Genomic DNA, 24,760 nt, shown 5'->3' with positions numbered 1-24,760 from the left:
AGTACTTGATCAGTTAATATATACTTTATATATCTAATTCGATTAGTATTACTCCGTCATTGCGAGGAGTGTGTAAACACGACGAAGCAATCCAAATATAATCACTTTCTTGGATGGATTGCTTCGTCGCCACTAAAGTGACTCCTCGCAATGACGTCTGTGAATTTGGCGTAATAACCGGGTTAGATATAGCATCATAGCATAACAAAGTTGTTGCACTAAGTATATAAGGATAATTAATGAATATTAGACTTCATTTTATAGGCACTGGTTACGTTGGATTAGTATCTGGCATAATGATGAGTTACCTAGGACACGACGTTACTTGCTTAGATACCGATATTTCTAAAATCGATCAGCTTAAAAAAAATATTTTACCAATTTATGAACCAAAATTAGCCAAGTACCTACCGCCATTAGTGAAGTCTAGTAAGTTGCAGTTTACAGCCAGCTACTCGGCTGAATTAAGAAATTCCCAAGCGGTATTTATTACAGTAGGAACACCACCACTACCTTCAGGGGAAGCAGATTTACAATATATTTTTACTGCTATCGATAATTTATGTGAATGGATCAACGATGATTGTTTGATTGTTATTAAATCAACTGTACCTCCAACAACATGTAACCAAATTATTGATTATTTAAAAAAAAGAAATCTTAAATTTCCTGTTGCCTCAAATCCTGAATTTCTTAGAGAAGGTACTGCTGTAGATGACTTTTTAAACCCTGATAGAATATTAATTGGCACAAATAATAAACACGCAGAAGATTTATTAAAAAAGATCTACCTGCCTTTAACTACAAAGAATATATCTCTTATATGTACTGATTTGGTTACTGCAGAACTTACCAAATATGCCTCAAACGCTTTCTTAGCAACAAAGATTGCTTTTATTAATGAAATGGCAAATTTATGTGAGAAAACTGGGGCAAATATCAAAGAACTCTCGATTGCTATGGGACTCGACAAGAGAATAGGTAAAGAATCTTTAAATGCTGGACCTGGATTTGGTGGTTCATGTTTTCCTAAGGATCTCTTAGCACTTTCACAAATAGCAGGGCATTATCAATGTAACTTACAAATAGTTAATTCTGTTATAAGTAGTAATGATCAGAGGGTCTATGATATGGCGGATAGGATTCATTATATCATAAATGATAATTTGACTAATAAAAATATTACTGTATTGGGTCTTACTTATAAGTCTGGTACAGATGATATTAGAAGCAGCCCTAGTATTAAAATCATCAAAATTCTAGTTGATAAAGGAGCTAATATTAGAGCCTTCGATCCAATAGGTATGGATAATGCTAAAAAAGAGCTAAAAAATATATTTTTTGCCGATTCAGCACTTAGTGCTTGCCAAAATAGTGATATAATTGTAGTGGCAACCGAATGGTTGGAGTTTAAAGATTTAGATTGGTCGCTTATTCGCCGTCAAGTTAAATCTCCTATAATTATTGATTTCAGGCATATTCTTGATGGAAATATGCTAAAAGCTCTTGGATTTAAATATTATCTTATTGGTACGCAATATGAAGTTTGATTTTATTCACTTAAGAGTACAAAGCTCATATTCATTTCTTGAGAGTGCCTTAACAATTGATCGTATAGTAGAGCTGGCACAATTACACAAAATGCCAGCAATTTGTTTAGCAGATAAGGGTAACTTATTTGGCTCATTAGAGTTTGCTTTAAGTAGCTGCAGAGCAGGGGTACAACCTATAAATGGGGCAATTGTAAACGTTGCTTTTACTAAAGATAACTTTTGTGAAATTGTGCTTATCGCTAAGGATGAAATTGGTTATAAAAATCTACTGAAGGCTGTGAGTGATAGTTTTACCAAAAATGATCGTAAAATTTGTAATCATATTACTTTTGATGATTTGGTTAAGTATAATGAAGGGCTTATTATCTTATCCGGTTATACTGATGGGATAATTGGCAAAAACCTGATTGATGGGAACGAAGAATTAGCCATTTTTTGGGCCACTAAGCTACAAAGCATTTTTGGTGATCGTTTCTATTTTGAGATTATGCGGCATAATTTAGCAATAGAACAATCTATAGAAGAAAATTATATAAAAATAGCCGATAACCTTGGTATTCCACTAATTGCCACCAACAAAGTATTGTTTAGCGATGTTAACATGCATGATGCACATGATGTATTATTATGCATATCTGCTGGTGTTAGTAAAGCAGAAGAGAATCGTAAAAAGGTTAGTACTGGATGTTATTTTAAATCACCAAAAGAAATGCTAGAACTTTTTAGTGATTTACCTGATGCTGTACAAAATACCGTGCATTTAGCTCAAAGATGCCATTTTATGGCACATGCTAATCCACCAATGTTACCAAATTTCTCTAGTCTAGATATTAATGAAACAGATCTAATTAAGCAAAACTCCACAGCAGGATTACTATCAAGACTTGATACAAAATTTAAATGGGAAAATATTGCCATAGATAAACAGCAAGATATTAAACAACAATATCTAACTCGTCTTAATTACGAACTAGATATTATTTGTCGGATGGATTTTGCTGGCTATTTTCTTATAGTTTCTGACTTCATAAAATGGAGTAAGCAACAAGGTATCATGGTAGGACCTGGTAGAGGCTCTGGGGCGGGATCAATAGTTGCTTGGAGTCTTCTTATCACTGATCTTGATCCTATTAAATTTGGTCTACTATTTGAGCGTTTTTTGAACCCTGAACGTATATCAATGCCAGATTTTGATATTGATTTTTGTCAAGAACGACGAGAAGAAGTTATTAATTATGTACGTTCTAAATACGGGGATAATAAAGTTGGTCAAATCATCACTTTTGGTAAGATGCAGGCAAAAGCTGTTATCAAAGATGTATCACGAGTTCTTGGCTTGCCTTATAAATATGCCGAATATCTAACTGAGCTTGTGCCATTTAATGCTGTTACTCCCGTTACATTAAATCAGGCTATAAAGGAAGTAAAGGAGTTGAACAACGCCGCCCATGGCAGCGGTCTATACAATTTAGATGGTCAAGAGGAGCTAATAAAACAAGTATTGGATACATCCTTAGTACTTGAGGGACTTAACAGGCATGCTTCTACACATGCAGCGGGAATCGTTATAGCTGGCAAAGATTTAGTAGAAATATTACCAGTTTATAAAGACCTAAATTCGGATATGTTGGTAGTACAATATTCCATGAAATATGCTGAGATTGCTGGTTTAATTAAATTTGATTTTTTAGGTCTGCAAACTCTGACTGTTATTACTAAATGTCTAGAATTATTAAAACAGCAAGACATAAATATTGATTTTAGTAATATGCTATTTGATGATCAAAAAACTTATGAAATGCTGTGTAGTGGTAGAGCTACCGGTGTTTTCCAGTTTGAAAGTAGTGGAATGCAGGATACTTTAAGACGTCTTAAACCTGACTCCATCCAAGATATAATAGCGTTAGGAGCATTATATCGCCCTGGTCCTATGGATAATATCCCAACTTATATTGCTTGTAAGCACGGTTTGCAGCTACCAGATTACTTGCATGAGATGCTTAAACCAATTTTAGAAGAGACTTATGGAGTTGTTATATATCAGGAACAGGTCTTAGAAATTGCCAAAGTAATTGCCGGCTATAGCTTAGGTGGAGCAGATTTACTTCGTAAAGCTATGGGCAAAAAAATAAAATCTGAAATGGCAGAGCAAGAAGAAACTTTTATTAAAGGTGCGATAGCTAACAATATTTCACGCCAGCAAGCAGAGTCTATTTTTACAACAGTGGCTAAATTTGCTAGCTATGGTTTTAATAAAGCACACGCATCAGCTTATGGTGTAATATCTTATCAAACCGCCTATCTGAAAGCAAATTTTCCAGCTGAATTTTTGGTGGCTTGCTTAAATCTTGAATTAAATAATCATGATAAAATCAATCTATTCATACAAGAAGCTAGAAATAATAACATTACTATTATCCCTCCTAATATCAATCTTTCTAACGGTTACTTTAGTACTAATCATAAAGAAGGAAAGATATTTATCATCTATGCCCTAGCTGCTATCAAAAGTGTTACAGCTACTTTTGGCAAAATATTAGCAGAAGAAAGAGTTAAAAATGGTAAGTTTAAAAATATTATAGATTTTATTGAGAGACTACCGCTTAAATCTATTAATCGGAAATTATTAGAGAATCTTATTAAAGCTGGGTGTTTTGATACGTTACATTCTAATCGTAATCAGTTACTGTTAAGTATCGCTAAACTTTTAGCTTATGCCTCTTCCTACCATGCAGAAAAAGTTTCTGATCAATTTAGCCTGATTAAGGTAAATTCTACAAATCAGCATGTCTTAGTAGAAGCAGAACCACTTGATAATAATACTATCTCTTCTTATGAATTTGAAGTATTAGGACTATTCATTACGCTACATCCATTATCAAGATATCAAGATTTGCTAGCTAGGCTTAATATTGCAACATCACTTGACTTACAAAATGATAATGGTTCTACTTCTAGTAGGCAGATAAGGATAGCTGGGGTAATACAAAAAAAAGATTCACGTATGTCATCTCGTGGAAGGTTTGTAACCTTACAACTATCCGATCAATTTGGTATTTTCGAATTAACTATTTATAGTGAAGAAATACTTAAAAACTTTGTTCACTTACTTGACATTCAATGTCTGGTTGTGACAAACTGTGATTTGTTTAAGGATGCTGGGGGAACAAGGTTAATCGCTAAAAGCTTCACAACTATTGACGATATAATGAATGAAGAACGACTAGAAATAAAACTCTATCCTCAAAATCATTATGAACTATGTCAAATCGTTGATTTGCTTAAAAACCGTATTAGCCCTGAACGTAATAATACAAGAATAATTTTACTACTTAAAGTGAGTATAGATAATAACTTTACTGCTAGAGTCTATTTACCAGAAATTTTATGTCTAGAAACTGAAGATTTTGAATTTCTAAATCGGTTTATGCTAACCTCATTTTGATGTAAGACATCGGTTTAATAGCCTATTGTGTCATCCACAACTGTCGAAAGTTCGAAGGTAGAGAGGGTTTTAGAGAGATTTCGTGAATAAAAAAGTATAATATCTTTAATAAATTCCTTATCAATGAGCAAGGTAAATTATATTAGTCGGTGTATCTTTTAACTAGTACTTGATTATATCTACTTTTTTACTTATGAAAATCCTCTAAAACGCTATACCTTCGAACTTTCGACAGTTGTGGGGTGTCATCCCTGCGAAGGCAGGGATCTAAAGAAATAGCATAGAAGGTATGTTATATAGTTTTAGATCCCAGCTTTCGCTGGGATGACATAATAGCGGTAGGGGTGACATCGTTTTTACTACTGATAATCTAGTGATACTACAACTGTAGTACTAATATTAACCTGAATTAGATGTAACAAGTTACATCTAATTCAGGTTATTACATCGATATTTGAGGTTAGATTTATTAGGCATTTTCTTTTCAAATATTCTCTTTCAGCCAAATTAGAAACTTTTTAAACCAACTAGTATCGTTATTATCATTAATATCAAAATTATTTTTTCGTATTTTTAAAGATTGATTTTTTACCATACCTATAGAAGTGGAGTATATATGGGGATTATAATCTTCAGCAAAACCTGGTAAGACCTCTGGTTTACCAATTCGTACTTGTTTTTCAAAAATTTTGCTTGCCAGTTCTTTTACTCCTCGGAGCATTGCCCCACCGCCGGTAATAACAATGCGATAAGCGATCATATTGCCTGCAACAACTTTGTCATATTCTGCTTGAACCATCAATAATATTTCTTCTACTCTTGGATTAATGACAGATGCAAGATATTTTGAAGTAATTGTTGGTCTGCCGCTATCAGGAATCTCCATTTCAGAATCTTCTAAACTAATAACACTATCTTTATCAAAAGAAGATGGCATAGCATTACCATAAAGAATTTTAAGTTTTTCTGCAACGTTAAGGCTTACCGAGAAGACTTTTGCTATGTCAGATGTAATATGAAAGCTACCTATATCTATGTAGCTTGTATATAGTAATTTACCTGAGACGAATACACCAAATGAGGTAGTTCTAGCACCCATATCAATTATAATAGAGCCAAGAGCTTTTTCATCCTCTGAAAGACAAGCAATTCCCGAAGCGTAAATTGCTAATATAATATTATTTATTTCAACATGACATTTTGTAAAACAATTGGTAATATTCATCAGCATATTAGAATTTGCTGTAATAATATGTAATTCACACCCTAATTCTTTGCCAAACATCCCAACTGGATCTTCAATAGCATTATTATCGTCAAGAATAAATTCTATAGGAAAATAATGAATAATTTCTTGGTCTTTAAGCTTGAACTCCAATAGGGCTTTTTTGATAAGTTTTTTGATATCTTGCTGTGAAATTGGCTGATTAGAAAGTTTTATTTTATTATTTATGTAATAAGACTTAGTGCCATAGCCTGTTAGTGATATAGTTATTTTTTTTATGTTTTTACCGCAATCTTTTTCTAATGCATAAATCGCCCCGACTATGCTATTTTCTGCCTCTTGTAAATCTAATATGACTCCTGATTTAATGCCTTTTGAGTAATACAGATTTTGGCTTATTATTTTTGCTTCCTCTCTTTTGTCAATATATGCCGCAATGCAAGCTATTTTACTACTACCAAGGTCAAGAGTAACAAAGTTAGACAATTTGGCTTTCATAACTTTTAATATTTTTCCATATAAACTTTACTCGAATCTCGTAAATCTACAATTTTATAGTTCTGATTAAATAATATATTTTTCATATCCAATCCTGCAAGATAATCTAAAGCATGTTCAAAACCTAAGTCTGGCATTTTAACAGTAATACCTTGCTCTAGATTTAAATCCCAACGTCTTCCTCCATAACGTACAGAAGAGATAATTTTTTTAGCTAATTCAGGGTGTTTAGCTAAATCCTGAATTAATTTGCTAGTATAAATATTAGCATCCGATCCCACAACATGCAAAAGATTAGAGAAACTACCTATATTATTGGTAATTTTATATCCTTCTTGATCAATAAGAAAAACTTGCCCGTTAATCTGCCAAATAGCAATGGGTATTCTCTCAATTAGTCTTATGTAAAGAGTATTAGGTAATCTTCTCTCAATAATTGAAACATTTTTAATCCAAGGATTGCGTTTCAAATTACTTTTTATTGAATCCAAATCTAGAGAAAAAATAGCTGTACCTTTATCGGCATTTAAAGTAGCCAATATATCTTCTTCCTGAGTATTATATTGCCCTTCTATTAAAACATTTTCAAGCCTAAAACCAATATCAGAAGTGAATTCGTAAATATATTGGGCAATTTCTTGTTTTACAGAACTAAAATAGTTGGTGAAGAAAAATAAAGAAAGAAAAACTATTAGGATAATTTTAATAAAAAATACCACCCTAACATACACCACTCCAATCTTTCGTCGCAGCGGTATATTAGCTTTTTTTTTCTTATTAAACATCTTATTCTTTTTCATGGGTCAACGCTTGCTGTTTCTAAAATTTTTTCAATTAGCGAGCAGAAATCTATTCCCTGTGAAGCAGCTATTTCTGGTATAATCGATAAAGGGGTCATACCAGGATGAGTGTTAATTTCTAGAGCAAAAAATTCATTTGTGCTTTCATCCAAAATAAACTCTGCTCTAATTGCACCCCGGCAATGCATGATTTTATATATTCTTTCAGACTCTTCTAGTAACTTATTATACATATTCTGTGGTAATGGAGCTGGGCATAAATGCTGTGCTAACCCTTCTGTGTACTTAGTATCATAATCATAAAAACGCCGTTTTAGGAGTTTTATTTCCAATACCCCTAAGGCTTTGCCGTTTAAAACGGCGACCTGCATTTCTCTCCCCTTAATATATTCCTCAATCATTACCTCACCATAAGGAAAAGCATAATCAGCAAAGTTAAAATCATCCTCCACAAATATCACCTCAACACCAATACTTGATCCCTGTGTAATAGGTTTTATAACGTATGGTCTTGGCATAGGATCGTTTTTAATATTATCAGATTTATTAATGACAATACTCTTAGCTATCTTAACATCATTGGTAACAAACCAAGATTTTGCATGTATTTTACTAAACGCTAAAGAAGAATTAAGAACACCACCGTGAGTATAAGGAATCCGTAGGATATTTAGTAATCCAGGCAGACAACCATCTTCACCATAAGTGCCATGTAAACAATTAAAAACTACATCAGGTTTTACCTGCAAAAGTACTGATGCAATGTCTACTCCCATATCAATAAAAGTAACTTTATAGCCGCTATCTACCAAAGCTTTATTAACTCCCGAAGATGATACTAAAGAAACCTCTCGTTCAGCCGACATACCGCCACCTATTACCGCCACGTGCTTTTTCCCTTTATTACTCAATATGGTAACCTTAGAATTAGCAATAAAGCTAGTCTGATATTTATGCATATTTTCCTATTCGTTTAATCTCCCATTCTAGATTAATGCCACTATCTTCAAATACATTCTTTTTCACGAGATCACCTAAATCTTCTAAATCACGAGCAGAGCTATTACCATGGTTTATCATAAAATTACAATGTAGTTGCGACATAGAAGCCCCGCCAATTCTGTATCCCCTCATACCAGCCTTGTCAATTAGTTGCCATGCTTTATGATTTTCTGGATTAGCAAATGTACTGCCGCTCGTCCGTTCCTTAATCGGCTGGGTTGCTAGCCTATTTTTATTTATTTCATCCATTTTTGCTAGGATCATCTCTCGCTCCCCCATAGTTGCCTTAAAGATAGCCCTAGTTATAATCAAATCTTTTGGTAAATTATTACCACGATACTTAAAACCTATTTCCTCGTTAGGGATTAGGATAAAATTTCCTCTAAAGTCTATTGCTTCAATTGCTATGATGATATCTTTAAACTCTGAACCATACGCCCCAGCGTTCATAACCACTCCACCACCTATAGTACCCGGTATACCAACCAAAAACTCAAAACCAGTAATTGCATGCATCTGACAGAATTTAGCAAGGTTATAGTTAAGACAACTACTCCCTACTGATATCTGATTATCCGGCATTAATTCTATATTAGTAAAATTTTGACCAAGTTTTACTACAACTCCATCTATACCACCATCTCTAATGATAATATTTGATCCAGCCCCTAGAACAGTTATTGGTCTCTGTTGTTGGTTTTGTGCTACAAAATCTGCTAAGTTTGATGAATCTAACGGTTTAAAAAAAATCTCAGCTGGTCCACCAACTTTAAACCAAGTTAGATGACTTAAATTGTAATTATTTCTATATTCACCAACAGTTTTAGGCAATTCCATAATTATAAAATATCTCCCTTAATACCATAACTGTTGAAACTTACTGCACACCCTATATCTCAACGTCATTGCGAACGTAAGCGAAGCAATCCAAGAAAACAATTATAAATAAATCGATGTTCCTGGATTGCTTCGTCGCTACTAAAGTAGCTCCTCGCAATGACGCTCTCGCGTAAATTGCTGATGCAAATCATTGGCCCAAGCAGAAATGCTCCCAGCACCCATCATTACTATTATATCATTTGGCATAGCTTCACTAATAATAATTTTAGCTATATCTTTATGATCCTCGATAAAGGCTGCCATTGGATGAGATTTAGTATTGTTGATTTCATCCACTATACTTTTTCCTGTTATACCCTCTATTGGCTGTTCACCGCCAGCATATATATCCGTGATATACACCTGGTCAGCATCAACAAAACAAGTCAAAAAATCATCAAACAAATATTTAACTCTTGTGTACCTATGTGGTTGGAAGATTGCTATAATCTTACTATTTTGCTTGTTAGCAATATTTCTTGCTGTAGCAAGTGTAGCTTTTACTTCCTCCGGATGGTGAGCATAATCATCAATTATTGTAGCACTGTTATATTCGGCTACCTTAGTGAATCTGCGTTTGATCCCTTTGAAACTATTAAATCCATTTTTAATGATTTTAATACCAAAATCAAGTTCTACAGCTATCGCTATAGCAGCAAGAGCATTAAGGATATTGTGTCTCCCTGGGGTAGGTAAGGTAATTCGCTCTATAATTGTTACACCATTTACGTTAGGTAGGTTAATTCGCACATCAAAAGTCGATGATGTAATATCAAAATTCAAATTAAAGGCTTGTATGTGAGCATCATTTGAGTCTATACCATACGTTATAATTTTACGCTCAAAGATGCTACTTACTAAATTTCTAACAACTTTATGATCAATACAAACAACTGCAAAGCCATAAAATGGTAAATTAGTTATAAAGCTCCTAAAAGCTTGAATTAAACTATCAAAATCATGGTAAAAATCTAGATGCTCAGGATCGATATTAGTTATTGCCGCAATCGTTGATGGCACGCGAATAAAAGTTGCATCAGACTCATCGGCTTCGGCTATCAGATAATTCCCAGACCCAAGATAGGCATTAGTAGATTTACTATTAACAATACCACCATTAATTAAAGTCGGACAAAGACCAGCAGCTTCAAATAAACAAGCAACGAGTGATGTTGTAGTAGTCTTGCCATGCGAGCCAGAAATTGCTACAGAGCATTTTAGCCTCATTAATTCAGCCAGCATTTCAGCCCGCCTAATTATTGGTATCTTTCTACGTAAGGCTTCCTGAATTTCAGGGTTATCTTTATTTATAGCTGATGATACCACTACATATGAAACATTAGTGACATTTTGTCCTTGATGACCAAGGAAAACCTTAATACCATTAGTTTCTAGTCTTTTGGTATTATAATTTTCTGCTATATCAGAACCTTGTACTTTATATCCAAGGTTATGGAGTATTTCGGCAATGCCACTCATACCGATTCCTCCGATACCTATAAAATGCATCGTATCAAGAGTTCCGTTTATTTTTTTTAGTTCTAATAAAAACATTTTATATAATAATAGTTATAGTTGTTTATCTCTTGCATAATCAGTTTTTAACCAAAGGTCAAGCTTTTAAGAAAAAATATTTCGATTAATTTGAGTATACTCACTCTCAATAATCACAGGCCTCTGTGACCAAACCCATTAGCTGATCTATTTCAGGTTTTATTTGTGATTCCCAAGTTTTAGCAACTGTGCAATCCATAGGATCAATAAGCAATATTTTTGTTGTTGCTGTAAATTCCTGATCTGCTGCAATAATTTCATAAGTCGCTCTCATTTTATTAGAATAATGATCGTACTCATCTACAGTCATTTTTGACTCCCAACTTTTACTATTACTACATTTAGCCATTATTTGTGATCTACTAAAAGAATCAACACAAATAAATATTATATCAGGAAATTGTACGGTCTTATGAGTAGTTTGTACCTGATCTGTATAATGTTTTTTTACCATCTCCCAACTAAATCCTTGATCTAGACAAACAGCCCCTTGATATCCCACTACTTCTGGAAACCCACCTTTACAAAATATGTACTGATTATTTTCTAAAGCAGTACTAATTAGGTTATTATAGATATTACAGCTTGCACTTATATATAATGCTCCACTTACTGTATTGTTAATTTTATCTTCTACTCTATCAAATCGAACAATTTTCTCTCCAAACTCAGTACTTTTTGGATCATCTACAATCGAGATAAGTTCTAGTGCAACCTTTCTTTCTTGTATAAGATAATCTACAGACATTTGTCTATATTCGTTTTTTCCAGCAAAACTCATACCACAAAACATTACATATTTACTCATAGTTATACCTCCCTATATTATTTTATTATAATAACATAAAATAACTAAACACTAAGTACCTTAGATAAATTTTTACAAAAAATAAAGTAATAATCTTTCTAATTAACCTCAAGTATTGATGTAATAAATTAATAGTAGGCTCAATATCATCACCATTAGGGGTGATGTCACCCCTGCGACAGCAGGGGTCTAAAAATGCTCAACAGTATTTCGATCTACTTTTTTTAGATCCCTGCCTTCGCAGGGATGACACCTAGGCTATTAAACCGATGTCTTATACCATTTCCCATTATTAACTACGCTATTTAGTGCTACAGTTGTAGTACTAATGTCAAAACGATGTCATCCCAGCGAAAGCTGGTATCTATAATATCTAATAATCTTTTAGGCTATTCTTTTAGATTCCGCACCGAAGCGGGAATGACAGCTCGGGATAGTAACTACAACTGTAGTATTAGTGTAGTTAATAATGGGAAATGGTATAACAAGTTACATCGAACTTCCGTGATAATAGTAATAAGAAGTTGACAACTCTACATGATGATTCAATTACCCGATGCTTTACAAAAAGGCCAAGTATGCGTATATATGTTCGTCTAGTAAAAGTTAATTACTATAATTTAATAACTTTGTAATATTTAGTTTGTATTAATTAACATTTATTAGATTATATCTTTAATTAATAATAATGAGCATAAATTTATGACTACTAGTCTTCCATCTAATACGTACTTTAGTAAATCACCAAAAGTAGAGGATGATAATCTTGCTGTTAATCCTGCTGTTAATCTTGATGCAGTTTCTGATGATTCAGTTTCTCCCCCGCCATTCTCCTTGCCCTATCCTGTTGCTAACTCAACGTTTTACACTTCCCTTGTCGATTTACAGGGACACACGAACGACCATAATAACGACCACAATTAGGGAATATAAAAATTTCTACAATTTTTCTACAAAAATTTTGGTAAAATTATAAAAACTAAAGAGCATCTTGTTTTGGAAACCCTAGCAAGATGCTCAGAAAACCATCATGAAAGCAAATATAACTATTGCTAAAAAATATGTACCTACACTTAGTGCAGGTATATTATATGATATAATGCCTTATATTAACTACAAATATAAGGCATTAATATGTTTGGTCAGATTCTAGGTAGCATAGGAAGTAGCATTGGTGGTGTTTTTGGTGGCGGTATATTATCCACTATTGGGCGATTTGCCGGTAGGACACTCGGTGATTACTTAGAACATCTAAATTATGAACCTGAGGAATATTACCATTTTAAAAATATTAGAGAAAGTTTTTCCTTATCAAAAGCCGTATATGGGCATCCAATAACCTTAGTTTTTGGTACGGCAAGGGTCAATGGTAAAATAATTTGGGCAAGTCAAATTAAGGAAGTACAAGTTACCAGCGTTTCACAACGAGGTTTATCAGCTACTGCTGAAACTGCTTCTATCCATAATTTAACGGAATGTGAATATTATTTATCCTTTGCAGTTAGCTTATGTGAAGGCGAAATAGCTGAAATTGGTAGAGTATGGGTTAATGATCAGTTACTCAATCTTGAACAATATAAATTCAGGCTTTATTTAGGGTCAGAAGAGCAATTACCCGATCCTTTAATTGCTGCAACTGAAGCTCAAGGTCAAGCACCAGCATTTCGTGGATTAAGTTACGCTGTATTTGAAGACCTACCCTTAGCTGATTTTAATAATTCGGTGCCTAATTTCTCCTTTGAAGTAACTAGGAAGGCTAATATTCCCGGTGACGTTGAAGACGATAATAGCTCTATTGCGAAACTGTATATGAGAGAGGAATTTTTAGGAAAAATCAAGCAAAAAACCGGAGGATACTTTAGCGTATGTGAGGATTTTGAGCTTGATTTTGACAACAAAATTACCTCTCAGATACAGTTTCGGAGTGTAGAAGATTTAGTTGAGGCTGTTGACATAATCCCAGGATCCGGAGAATTTGTTTACGACACTATAGTACAATACAAAACTATACAAAACTCTTTAGGCGGTATCATTAGTAAAAAACCAATCAATTCAAATAATTACCGTAATATTGCTAATAGTCTTTATAGTCTAAATCAAATGAAAATTATATGCCCTAACATCAAATGGGTTGCACCAGTTGTATGTTGGTTTGGCGATAGTTTGGATATTGCAAGCTGTACTATTAAACCTGCTGTGGAATTTAATGATCCAAATACACAATATTCAGAACAATGGCAAGTTGGGAAATATTTACGTGATACGGCAAGACTAGTATCACGAGATGCAGATGATTTCCCTAAATATGGCGGCAGCGTCAATGATGCTAGCTTAATCCGTTACTTACAGGAATTAAAACGTAGAAACTTTAAAGTTATGTTTTATCCAATGTTTTTTTTGGATGTTTGGCAAAAGCCATGGCGTGGTCATTTAACAGGCTGCGTAAATTCAATAGTAGATTTTTTTAATAAAGATGAGGGTTATAATAATTTTATCCTACATTATGCTAAATTGGTTAAAGATCATATTGATGGTTTCGTAATCGGTTCTGAACTAATAGGTTTAACTAGCGTCAAAGATCAACATAATAATTTTCCTGCTGTTACCCAATTGATAAAACTAGCAAAATTAGTCAAAGAAATCGTGGGTAATAATGTACTTGTTACTTATGCAGCAGATTGGTCAGAGTATCATCACACACAAGATGGATGGTATAATTTAGACAAATTATTTGCCTCAGAATATATAGATTTTGTAGGTATTGATGCTTACTTTCCTGTAACGAGAAGCATAAATTCAGGAATTTTACCAGAAGAAATCATGAAAGGCTGGCAATCAGGTGAAGGATATGATTACTTTATAGATGAAAATGGTGGTAGGCATGAGTTAGCTGCCGATTATGCTTGGAAGAATTTAAGATATTGGTGGGAAAATTATCATCGTAATCCTGATGGTGTTACAACAGAATGGCAACCAAGAATGAAAAAAATTTGGTTTACAGAATTTGGCTTTCCTTCCATTGATAAAGCAACTAATCAACCTAATATATTCTTTGATCCTTTATGTAGTGATGGTGGAGTACCGAGATATTCTACTGGCGAAGTTGATTTTTCTATTCAGCGTAAAGCTATCCGAAGTTTTATTGAATATTGGCAAACACAAGAATATATCGAACAAATGTTTTTATGGACTTGGGATGCTAGGCCTTACCCAGCTTGGCCACATAGTAATATTTGGCGAGATGGTAACTTATGGGCAAAAGGGCATTGGGTTAATAATAAGTTTGGGGCCTGTAGTTTAGCGGCAATAATTCTCGAATTGTCTTATAAATGCGGTATTCCATTAAAGAACATCGATATATCAACTCTCGATGAAGCTGTAGAAGGATTGGTATTAAATAAAGCTTTGTCTTGTATTGATGTTATTAACCTTTTGCGGATTATATATTTCTTTGATATCATAGCTTATCAGGAACAAATTAAGTTCACCAAACGTGGATATTCTACCCCTAGTCATATTAGTCCCAAAATATTGGTTAAACTATCAAGCAATAGTTATTTAGAACAAATAGAAATTTCTAAAACTAGCATTATTAGTAAACTAGCACTAAACTTTATCGATCGGTATGATGATTATAATAATAGCTTTTGCCAAATAAATAGTGAGAATTTTTCACACAGACCTATTCCTAGCTTAAAACTACCTATTATACTATCTTATCTTGAAGCTGAAAGATTAGGCCAGTTAATCCTAAAAAATGCCGCTACTGAAACTAAAATTTTAAGATTTATCATACCAGCAAATTTTATCAAATATCAACCGGGGGATTTTATCATATTATATTATCGGAATTATCAATATCAAATTAGAATTATCTCCATGAGATTATTTCGCCTAACTGTTGAAATTCACGGAATTATTGATGAAGTTGAGAGTTATATATAACCCTCCATTCAATATGTGATTTTAATTATTAAAATCACATATTGAATGATGAAAAAAGTTAAAATGCACTCGTAGAACCGCTTCAAGAGTGCATTTTTCCTTATAACAAAGCCAGTTCGATATAAGAATTATTAATTCTTATATCGAACTGAGGTTAAGTAGCAAAAATTTATTTGGAATCTATCCAAGATATATTCCCATCCCGACGGTAATAAACTACATTCATGCGATTAGTATGACTATTTTGAAACATTAAAGCAGGAAGGTTCTCAAGATCCATTTTCATCACTGCTCCACTTACTGATAGAGTTAATATTTCTACAGATTTTTCTGCTATAATTACAGGATTATCATATGCTGCCACATTATCTTCGTCTTCATATTCATGTTGATGGGGTGTTATAGTATATTTAACTGCTTTAGATGTTACTTCGGATATTTTAACTCTATCATGACGATCCTTAAGCTTAGATTTATACTTTCTAAGCTGCTTTTCAAGCCTAGAAAGAGCAATATCAAACGCTGAATATATGTCATCTGAAGCAGCGTTACCTTTCAATATCATATGTCTGCCTGTGCCATCATTCACTACAATATCACAAACCAGTTGAAACCCTTGTTTAGAGAAATGCACGTTTGCACTAATTATTACATCACAAAAATACTTTTCTGACACCTGCATAGTACGGTTTCTTACGTAGTCTTGCAAAGAATTCCCAATAGAAATATGTTGACCTGATATTGATATTTGCATAAAATCCCCTTTAATTTAGTTAAGTCAAATATTATATGTAATAGAAAATATCTATCACACACCCAACTACCTATCTATACAACTAATGTATAATCATGTGAATTTCAAGCCATTATTTTGAAATTTTTATAATGGCTTGATAATTGCTTTAGATAGAATATAAGCTTACAACTCTTACTTCAAATTGTTTTTCAAAAGTGCTTTTCAGTTAAAAAGCGATTTTTTGCCCGTAATTTTACCTAAATTGTAACATTTTATAGCTAACTTAAATAAGGTTATAATTTTGTTCTAAATAATGTTTTTTTTGTTTTTACTATCTACCGGGTTTTGTTGTGATGGCTTTCTAAGCCTAGATTTATTCTTATGTAGCTTTATAATTGCTTTGGTTACTCTTACTACAAAAGATGGCTCAATCCCACCTTCTAGACAAGTTTCTTTAAAAGATTCACTACCACCAAAAATCCATGATTTTGCTTCTTGTTCTAGCTTTTTTGCTGTGCGGAATTTTGATATATTGGTTGCGTCAATAATTGCCTGAGTAATAATAGCTTTACGTAAGATAACATCAGGTGAATTAGTGTATGATTTAAGACGTTCAAATGGGGATTGGAATTTAATAACATTATATATATTTACTTTGTTGACCATAAATTTATTACCATATATTGATTCTAATTAAGTTCTGCATGCAGAACCTAAGAAGTATAATGATTTTTATGCGTGTACTAATAGTTTCAGGGTAAAAATGTATAAATATTTTAAACTATCTTAATAATTTAACCTGAATTCGATGTAACAAGTTAATACTAGGCTCAAGTAATCATCCACATTAGGGGGATGTCAGCCATTATGTCATCCCTGCGAAGGCAGGGATCTATATTACTTAATACGTTAATTCGGGATAAGGATTAGTAAAAATGCTTTAGCTATAACTAATACAAGATTTTGGATATGTATAAATTGCATTTCTGTGAATTCATACATTAATTGCTCTTCGTAGTGTATATATGTCTGCTATTTTTACTAATCCTTATCCCGAATAACGTTTAATAGTCTTTCAGGCTATTTTTTTAGATCCCAGCTTTCGCTGGGATGACATCAAGTACATATTAAGCACTTTTTCCTTTATCTATTAGGCTTACAACCCGACTTTTAAATTGCCCTATCACACTAAGCCAATGCTCACACTAGACTCATTGGTTATTTTGTGGTACAATGTAAATGTTTTGGTATACTCGAATGTGACTTCCGAACTGGATTTGAAAATGACGGGCGAGCGAACTAGGTGTACGCGAGTTCCTGATATTTTCAAAAAACAATTCTTCAAAGCAGAAGAGTATAAATAATCTATGGTTTTAAAGTATTATGTCTGTGTTACCTATTGTGACTGCTCCAGATTCAAGATTAAAACAAAAATCTTTGCCAGTAAGCATAATCGATGATAATATAAGAAAGTTGATGGATGATATGGTTGAAACTATGTATCACGATCATGGTGTGGGGTTAGCTGCCATTCAGATTGGAATAGCTAAGCGTATATTGGTAGTTGATTTGCAGAATAATGATGATACAGAAAGACCAGTTGGTTTTTATCCATTATTTGTCGCTGACCCGAAGATAATAGACAAATCTAAAGAATTAGTTGTGGCGGTAGAAGGGTGTTTATCTTTACCGGAACAACGGGTCGAGGTAGCAAGGTCTGAGTCTATAACTATAAGATTCTTAGATTATAATAATAGCCAGCAAGAATTAAAAGCTGATGGTTGGCTTGCTAGGGTTATTCAGCATGAGATGGATCATTTAGATGGTAGGCTACTAATTGATTATTTAAGTAATATGAAAAAGGACGTAGCATTACGTAAATTAAAAAAGCTAAAAAATAATATTTTGTGAAAGTAATTTTTATGGGTACGCCAGAATTTGCTGTACCTACTCTTAAGAGTTTAATTAATAGCAAAGATCACCAAGTAGTTGCTGTATTCACTCAAGCTCCAAAATCTAAAGGAAGGGGGCTAAATGAGGTAGCATCACCTATCCATAGTTTGGCATCAAAATATGATATTCCAACTTATACCCCTAAAACCTTGAAAACCGAAGAAATAACTAATTTAATTAATTCAATTGATGCGGATATAATAGTAGTAGTTGCTTATGGGTTTTTGATACCACAAATTATCCTACAAGCCAAGAAATATGGATGTCTTAATATCCATCCCTCAAGTTTACCACGTCATAGGGGAGCAGCTCCATTGCAGCACACTATTATAGAGGGAGACCCTGAAACTTCTGTATGCATAATGCAGATGGATGAGGGGTGGGATACTGGTGATATTATATTGCAGCATTCGTTTTCACTCTCTCCTAGAATAACTTTACCAATTTTGCATGACCAATGTGCAGAAATAGGGGCTGATTTATTGGTTAAAACTTTAGATAATATTGATAACTTACCAAGGATTGTTCAAGATAAAGATGGAGTAACTTATGCTCATAAACTCAAGAAAGAAGAAGGGAAGATAGATTGGTATGAGACTGCTTACAAAATAGATTGTAGAATTCGAGGTATGAATCCATGGCCTGGAATATATTTTGAATATAGAGGTAAAGTTATAAAAATCCTAGAAGCGTATTATAATGATTTGGATGTTAAATTGCCTCCTGGTACTGTGGTTAATAATAGTGTCTTAGAGATAGCTTGTGGTAAGGGTACTTTGATCATCAAAAAATTACAGCAAGAAGGAAGAAAAGCTTTAAACGTTGAAGAATTTATACGTGGGGTACAAATCCCTCTAGGTATACTGCTCGTAAATGAAGAGTTGGTAGACGAAGATCAAAATCAATAAGTGCTAGGAGTGTCCAAGCCGAGGAGCACAGCGTACATTAGTACGTGAGTACCGCAGGTCTTGGACAACGACAAAGCAATTGTTGATTTTCATCGAGTATACTTTATTGGATTGATGTGGGAGAATTAGTATATACTAACTCCGACCACTCATCTTCATCAATAATTTTAATTCCAAGCTCCTTAGCTTTTCTGAGTTTACTACCGGCATCAGCACCAGCTACCACTAAAGCAGTAGCAGACGAAACACTACTACTTACTTTAGCTCCTAACTTCTCTGCCTGAGATTTTGCTTCTGCTCTTGAAAGAGTTAGTAGAGAACCGGTAAATACCACAACTTTGCCAGTTAATGCGGTTTTAAGGGTTTGATCACTATAGTCTTGAATTTCTAAAATTTTACTTAGCTGATGAATAATTTGTAGATTTTCTTTAATATCAAAGAAGTCGATAATATCCACCAAAATTTTATCTCCTATTCCCTCTAGATCATTTAACCTTTGGTACATAGGCTGATCACCTTTTAATAAAAATTCCATAGCTTCTATAAAATTACCATAATTCTGAAATTCTCGAGCAAGTAATTTGGCATTTTGTTCGCCAATATGCCTAATTCCTAAGGAATAAATGAATCTGTTTAAGGAAACATTTTTGGCTTTGTCGATGTTTGCGAATAAGTTTTCTACAGACCTTCGCCCCCATCCTATCATATTTTCAAGCTTGACTAAGCTTTTTTCATTATTATTTTGCAAATAAAAAATATCCACTGGATTTTTTATTAAAGACTCTTTCAGTAGAAATTCTATTTGCTTCTTTCCTAAACCATCTATATCTAAAGCATTTTTAGAGGTAAAATGACAAATTCGTTCGTAATTCTGAGCAGGACAATTTAACCCATTATCACAACGAATTATTATTGTCTCTTGATTATAATGTAAATGAGAACCACAAGACGGGCAAAGTTTTGGCATATCGATTTTTTGTGATTCACTAGAACGTCGAGTAAAATCTACGGAAGTAATTTGAGGTATGACATCACCTGCCCTCTGCAAAAACACATAATCATTAATCCTTATATCTTTTCTTATGATTTCCTGATAATTATGTAATGTAGCTCTTGATACCCTAACTCCCCCTATAGAAAGCGACTCTAACTCAGCAACAGGTGTTAATACACCTGTCCTACCTACTTGTAGAGTAATATTAATTAGTTTAGTTTGACCAACTATTGCAGGGAATTTATGAGCAATAGCAAATCTTGGACTTCTTGCAATAAACCCCATCCTTTGTTGCAGAGAAAAATCATTTAACTTATACACAACGCCATCAATTTCATAAGGCAATTGATCTCTAGATGAATTCAAATATTCATAGAAAGATTTCAGATCATCTTCAGAATACGCTAATTTTCCTATATTATTAACAATAAATCCTAAATCTTTCAGTTTATGTAATAAAGCATCTTGAGAATCAGCTATTTTGCTACTACTACTTCCTACGGCATAAACAAAATATTGTAGTGGTCTACTTGCTGTAATGTTTGGATCTAACTGCCTTAATGATCCGGCAGCAGCATTACGTGGATTTGCAAACTTATCTTTCCCAGATAATTCCTGTGCTTGATTTAATAATAGGAAATCATTTTTATTAATATAGACCTCACCTCGTACTTCCAAAATTTCGGGGCTTGATATACTCTTCTGCTTTGAAGAATTGGTTTCGTAAAACTGCGGGGTATTCACGTACTCACGTACTTCATGTACGCCTAGTCCGCTCACCCCTTGTTTATTGTCCCCATTCTCCAAATCATTTGAGTATACTATTGAATGAGGGAAATTCTTGATAGTCTTAATATTTTCAGTTATATCTTCTCCAATAAAACCATCACCTCTTGTCGCAGCAGTGGTGAGCATGCCATTCTTATAGGTAGCAGAAAAAGATAGACCATCTATTTTAGGTTCACAAAAGATAGGTTGAAAACTATCAAGACGTAAGAAATTCTTTATTCTATTTATAAATTCTGATACATCCTCATTATCAAATGCATTACTAAGAGAAAACATTGGATTTATATGTTTTACTTTAGAAAATTTCTCTGCAGCTAGGCTACCGATTTGTTTAGTTGGACTATTTGCCAGCACAAGATGAGGAAATTTTTTTTCAAGTTCAAGATTTAAATTAAATAATTGATCATATTCAGCATCAGAAATCAGAGGAGTATCTTCTTGGTGATATGCTTTATTATATTTTTCTATCTCACTTGCCAGTTGTTTTAGTAAGTTTTCTACCTCTAATTCAGAAAGATGTTCAATATTGGTTGGAATATTTTGCATATTAATCGTAAAAGTTTGAAGATTAGATTTAATTTAATAGCCCGATGTCATTCTCAGCAACGGCGGGAATCCAAAAAACAACCTGCAAAGGCTATTATATATTATGGATTCCCGCCTACGCTGGAATGACATCGAGGTTGGGTATGACATATGAGGCATAGTACATTTTTTGTGTAATCGCACCTACAGATACCACAATCGTCATTGCGAGGAGCTGCAACAGCAGCGACGTGGCAATCTTTATGCAGTATTACGCCTCACTTTACTAGATCGCCACGACACCTAAAGGTGTCTCGCGATGACGATTATACAAAAAATGTACTATGCATATGAGGATACGGTAATGTTATATCGAACTCAGGTTAAATTATTATTATCGCATAAATCTTGGTAACATAGCCTAATAAGACCTATTTAAAGTAAATTCTAGTAAAGAAGCTAAATGATCTTTATAAATATTCTGTATAGGGATTTGCTCTAATAAATTACTAGCCTCATTTTTAATATTTGCTAGATGGTCGATAATTTGTTGCTTAATACCATGTTGTACCATCAAACTCCGTATTATCTCAAATTCACTCTCATATCTATTATCCGCCTTAATCATTTTTTGAACTTTTAATTGCCCGGTATCATCAAGCTTCTTATATAAAAAGATTAGGGGTAGAGTTATTTTTCCTTCTAAAAAATCATCACCTATATTCTTGCCAATATCATGACTATTCCCTAAATAATCAAATAAATCATCAATAATTTGGAAAATATTTCCTAAATATCTACCAAAATTTTGCAAATTTTCACATATCTCGTTAGATTGACTAGAAATAATTGCTCCTACTTCACAAGATACTCCAAATAACTCTGCAGTTTTAGCCATAATTATTTCATTATATTCTGTTTCGTCAATAATTCTCCGCTGATTCAATTTCACAAGCTGAGAAACTTCACCTTCTGATATAATTGCTGCAGCTCTTGATAAAGATTTCATAGCTTTAACAGATTTGGTATCTACCATTAGCTGAAATGATTGACTAAATAAAAAATCTCCAACTAGAATACTAGCCTTACTCCCCCAAACAACGTTAGCAGTAGATTTGGATCTTCTCATTGTACTTTCATCTACTACATCGTCATGAAGTAAAGTTGCTGCATGAATAAATTCTACAGCCCCAGCAAGTTTTATATTATCTTCACCGACATAACCAAACATTTTACTAGTTAAAATTGTTAGTAATGGCCGGATTCTCTTGCCACCAAATTCCAGTAAATATTTACCTATTACGCCAACTAGTTGTTCTTTGGCATCTAAGTGGGTCATAATAAGTTTATTTAAGCTAGACAGTTCTACTGCTAAATCTTTATGTATTATTTTTATAGTATCCAATTTACATCTCTAATGCTATTTTAACCTCAGTTCGATATAAGAATTATTAATTCTTATATCGAACTGGCTTTGTTATTTTATGATTTCCTGCCAAACATCACTATCAACCTCCAAAAAAGGCTGGATCATTAATTGTTTTAACAATGAATGATGCTCATTAAAATCAGGTACTAGTTCTTGTATCCTTTTTGTTACATTATCACCAATATGTATTTTTTCCGAGGCTTTTTTGTATAATGCTAGATAATATAATGGCAAAAATTTATTAAAGTCTACGGAGCCTATTTTGCCTTTTTCTATATTACTTGAATCTAATTTATACTCAAAACTTATGTCACCTGAGTTAGAATCAGGATGATCTGATATGGTTCTTAAAAAATACTTCGTACCTTCTTTGTATACAATACGACTATCTTCTGAGAATGTTTTAAACCTACCCAAGTTAAAGAAATAATTGGTTATAAGATCCGTTGCCTTTAAATAATTATTGAAGACAACAAGCCCCTTAATATCAAATTTTCTAAATGCATCTAGCCTGCATTCGCTTGATAATCGAAATCCGGTATTATTAGAAAACAAACTAAGATTATTTATTTGAGCCCTCATTATATCTTTTTTTCTAGCAAAAAAATTTATATCTAAATCAAAAATATATTGATGGTTCTCTAATTCAGTCAAGTTGAATTTATCTTTATTACTGTTAATATACTGTAATTCTTCTATTAAAGATGAACTATTAGGGAGTAGCGATACATATGACAATAAGTACTGTATAGAATTCAATATATTATCGGAAAATCCTGGCTTCAAATCAATTTTTGATTCAACTTTAAGATGACTATCCTCACTATCTTCTTCTACTTTACTTTGATACAATAAAGTAGTCAAAGATTCTTGGATACTACTTGAAAACTTGCTTGATATCATTTTTATTTCTAAATCTTTAGCAAAGTCACTATATAAAGATTTATTAGTTTTTATATAAAACTTACCTTCAAAACTAAAAGGCATCGGCCAAGCAAATCTATATAACAAAATACCAGCTGGTATTCTTCTGTTTATAATATTACTTTCTAATATCTTTGTTGTATACGCGATATTTAATTTTTGTGGCACATTATTTTTAAAATCTTCTATATCAGTATAGTATTTATTCCTTTCTAGTGAAAATGAAATAATGGTATGATCTTCATCATATAGTTTCTGCCCGTCAACTAAATCAAAAATTTTTGTCTTGTCAGATGTTAATTCCAACTTTTTTATAAAATTTATAATTTCAAACGGATCTTTTTTTTGTATAAAAATCTTAAGTAACTTAAAGCTTAAAGGAATTTTTGCTATAAAAGAATAATTACCACTTTCGAATTTTGCACCAAATCCCAACTCAATAGGTTTATAGCGACCTGTTGCGTTACCAGAATAACTAACAAAGCAAGCCTGTTTCAGTAAATCATAACCTATATAAATCGGGGAATTAAATTCAATTATACTATTCTCTCCCTCTTCATGCCAACCAATTACTTGCAAGGCAAATTTAAACGGAAAACCATAGCTAGCAACTTTATTAAATTTAATGAAATATTTTTGTTCACTATCTATCGAATTAGCAGCGATGTAACGGTTACTATATTGCCCATTAATCTTACTAGCTACAGAAGTAATAATTATCAACCATGAGATGGTATAAATCAATAGGATTACAGCAATTATAACTGATATATATATTAACTTTTTTCGCATG

At 33.0% G+C, this 24,760-nt stretch carries 16 protein-coding genes; 5 read left to right on the top strand and 11 right to left on the bottom strand.

The window, feature by feature from the left end:
• Positions 1-245 precede the first annotated feature (245 nt).
• Both AB3211_RS07840 and dnaE read left to right on the top strand, forming a co-directional pair.
• On the top strand, positions 246-1,550 hold the full coding sequence (locus AB3211_RS07840) for a UDP-glucose dehydrogenase family protein (RefSeq protein ID WP_410521619.1): 1,305 nt from the start codon (positions 246-248) through the stop codon (positions 1,548-1,550).
• Complete coding sequence (dnaE, locus tag AB3211_RS07835) at positions 1,540-4,998, top strand: DNA polymerase III subunit alpha (RefSeq protein ID WP_367364231.1); 3,459 nt, start codon at positions 1,540-1,542, stop codon at positions 4,996-4,998. The genes AB3211_RS07840 and dnaE overlap by 11 nt, the downstream gene beginning before the upstream one ends.
• Positions 4,999-5,482: 484 nt before the next feature.
• Here the strand turns inward: dnaE and ftsA are convergent, their stop codons facing one another.
• The 6 genes from ftsA to AB3211_RS07805 form a co-directional block, all read right to left on the bottom strand.
• Positions 5,483-6,721 (bottom strand): cell division protein FtsA, encoded by a 1,239-nt coding sequence (gene ftsA, locus AB3211_RS07830; protein WP_367364230.1) that lies wholly within the window; start codon positions 6,719-6,721, stop codon positions 5,483-5,485.
• A 5-nt stretch (positions 6,722-6,726) separates the two neighbouring features.
• Positions 6,727-7,521 carry a cell division protein FtsQ/DivIB gene (locus tag AB3211_RS07825; protein WP_367364229.1) on the bottom strand — a complete coding sequence of 265 codons (795 nt, stop codon included), beginning with the start codon at positions 7,519-7,521 and terminating at the stop codon, positions 6,727-6,729.
• The gene (locus AB3211_RS07820; protein WP_367364228.1) at positions 7,518-8,480 is read right to left on the bottom strand and encodes a D-alanine--D-alanine ligase; all 963 of its coding nucleotides are present in this window, start codon (positions 8,478-8,480) and stop codon (positions 7,518-7,520) included. Before AB3211_RS07820 ends, AB3211_RS07825 begins: the two co-directional genes overlap by 4 nt.
• A complete protein-coding gene (murB, locus tag AB3211_RS07815; protein ID WP_410521595.1) occupies positions 8,473-9,360 on the bottom strand; it encodes a UDP-N-acetylmuramate dehydrogenase in 888 nt (295 codons plus the stop codon). The genes AB3211_RS07820 and murB overlap by 8 nt, the downstream gene beginning before the upstream one ends.
• Positions 9,361-9,501: 141 nt before the next feature.
• Positions 9,502-10,956: a UDP-N-acetylmuramate--L-alanine ligase gene (gene murC / locus AB3211_RS07810; RefSeq protein WP_367364227.1), complete on the bottom strand. Its 1,455-nt coding sequence runs from the start codon at positions 10,954-10,956 to the stop codon at positions 9,502-9,504.
• Positions 10,957-11,062: 106 nt separating this feature from the next.
• The gene (locus AB3211_RS07805) at positions 11,063-11,764 is read right to left on the bottom strand and encodes a hypothetical protein (RefSeq protein WP_367364226.1); all 702 of its coding nucleotides are present in this window, start codon (positions 11,762-11,764) and stop codon (positions 11,063-11,065) included.
• A gap of 1,134 nt (positions 11,765-12,898) precedes the next feature.
• On the opposite strand from AB3211_RS07805, the gene AB3211_RS07800 reads away from it, so the two are divergent.
• Complete coding sequence (locus tag AB3211_RS07800; RefSeq protein WP_367364225.1) at positions 12,899-15,709, top strand: glycoside hydrolase TIM-barrel-like domain-containing protein; 2,811 nt, start codon at positions 12,899-12,901, stop codon at positions 15,707-15,709.
• Positions 15,710-15,878: 169 nt separating this feature from the next.
• Here AB3211_RS07800 and hpf read toward each other — a convergent pair whose 3' ends face one another.
• Entirely contained in the window at positions 15,879-16,463 is a 585-nt protein-coding gene (gene hpf / locus AB3211_RS07795) for a ribosome hibernation-promoting factor, HPF/YfiA family (RefSeq protein WP_367364224.1), read from the bottom strand.
• Between the two features lie 288 nt (positions 16,464-16,751).
• Positions 16,752-17,111, bottom strand: a complete 360-nt coding sequence (locus AB3211_RS07790) for a hypothetical protein (RefSeq protein ID WP_367364223.1) — start codon at positions 17,109-17,111, stop codon at positions 16,752-16,754.
• Between the two features lie 717 nt (positions 17,112-17,828).
• Here AB3211_RS07790 and def point away from each other — a divergent pair.
• On the top strand, positions 17,829-18,356 hold the full coding sequence (gene def / locus AB3211_RS07785; RefSeq protein ID WP_367364222.1) for a peptide deformylase: 528 nt from the start codon (positions 17,829-17,831) through the stop codon (positions 18,354-18,356).
• A complete protein-coding gene (fmt, locus tag AB3211_RS07780) occupies positions 18,353-19,306 on the top strand; it encodes a methionyl-tRNA formyltransferase (protein ID WP_367364221.1) in 954 nt (317 codons plus the stop codon). Before def ends, fmt begins: the two co-directional genes overlap by 4 nt.
• Before the next feature lie 103 nt (positions 19,307-19,409).
• Here the strand turns inward: fmt and ligA are convergent, their stop codons facing one another.
• From ligA to AB3211_RS07765, 3 genes are all read right to left on the bottom strand, one after another.
• Positions 19,410-21,635 carry an NAD-dependent DNA ligase LigA gene (gene ligA / locus AB3211_RS07775; protein ID WP_367364220.1) on the bottom strand — a complete coding sequence of 742 codons (2,226 nt, stop codon included), beginning with the start codon at positions 21,633-21,635 and terminating at the stop codon, positions 19,410-19,412.
• 400 nt (positions 21,636-22,035) lie between these two features.
• Positions 22,036-23,019 carry a polyprenyl synthetase family protein gene (locus AB3211_RS07770; RefSeq protein WP_367364219.1) on the bottom strand — a complete coding sequence of 328 codons (984 nt, stop codon included), beginning with the start codon at positions 23,017-23,019 and terminating at the stop codon, positions 22,036-22,038.
• A gap of 72 nt (positions 23,020-23,091) precedes the next feature.
• Positions 23,092-24,759 (bottom strand): hypothetical protein, encoded by a 1,668-nt coding sequence (locus tag AB3211_RS07765; protein WP_367364218.1) that lies wholly within the window; start codon positions 24,757-24,759, stop codon positions 23,092-23,094.
• Position 24,760 lies beyond the last annotated feature (1 nt).

The sequence above is a fragment of the Candidatus Tisiphia endosymbiont of Nedyus quadrimaculatus genome (assembly GCF_964059235.1).
Classification (GTDB): Bacteria; Pseudomonadota; Alphaproteobacteria; order Rickettsiales; family Rickettsiaceae; genus Tisiphia.
The sequence above is the reverse complement of the archived record's forward strand: the minus strand, read 5'-3'. Positions and strand labels throughout refer to the sequence as shown.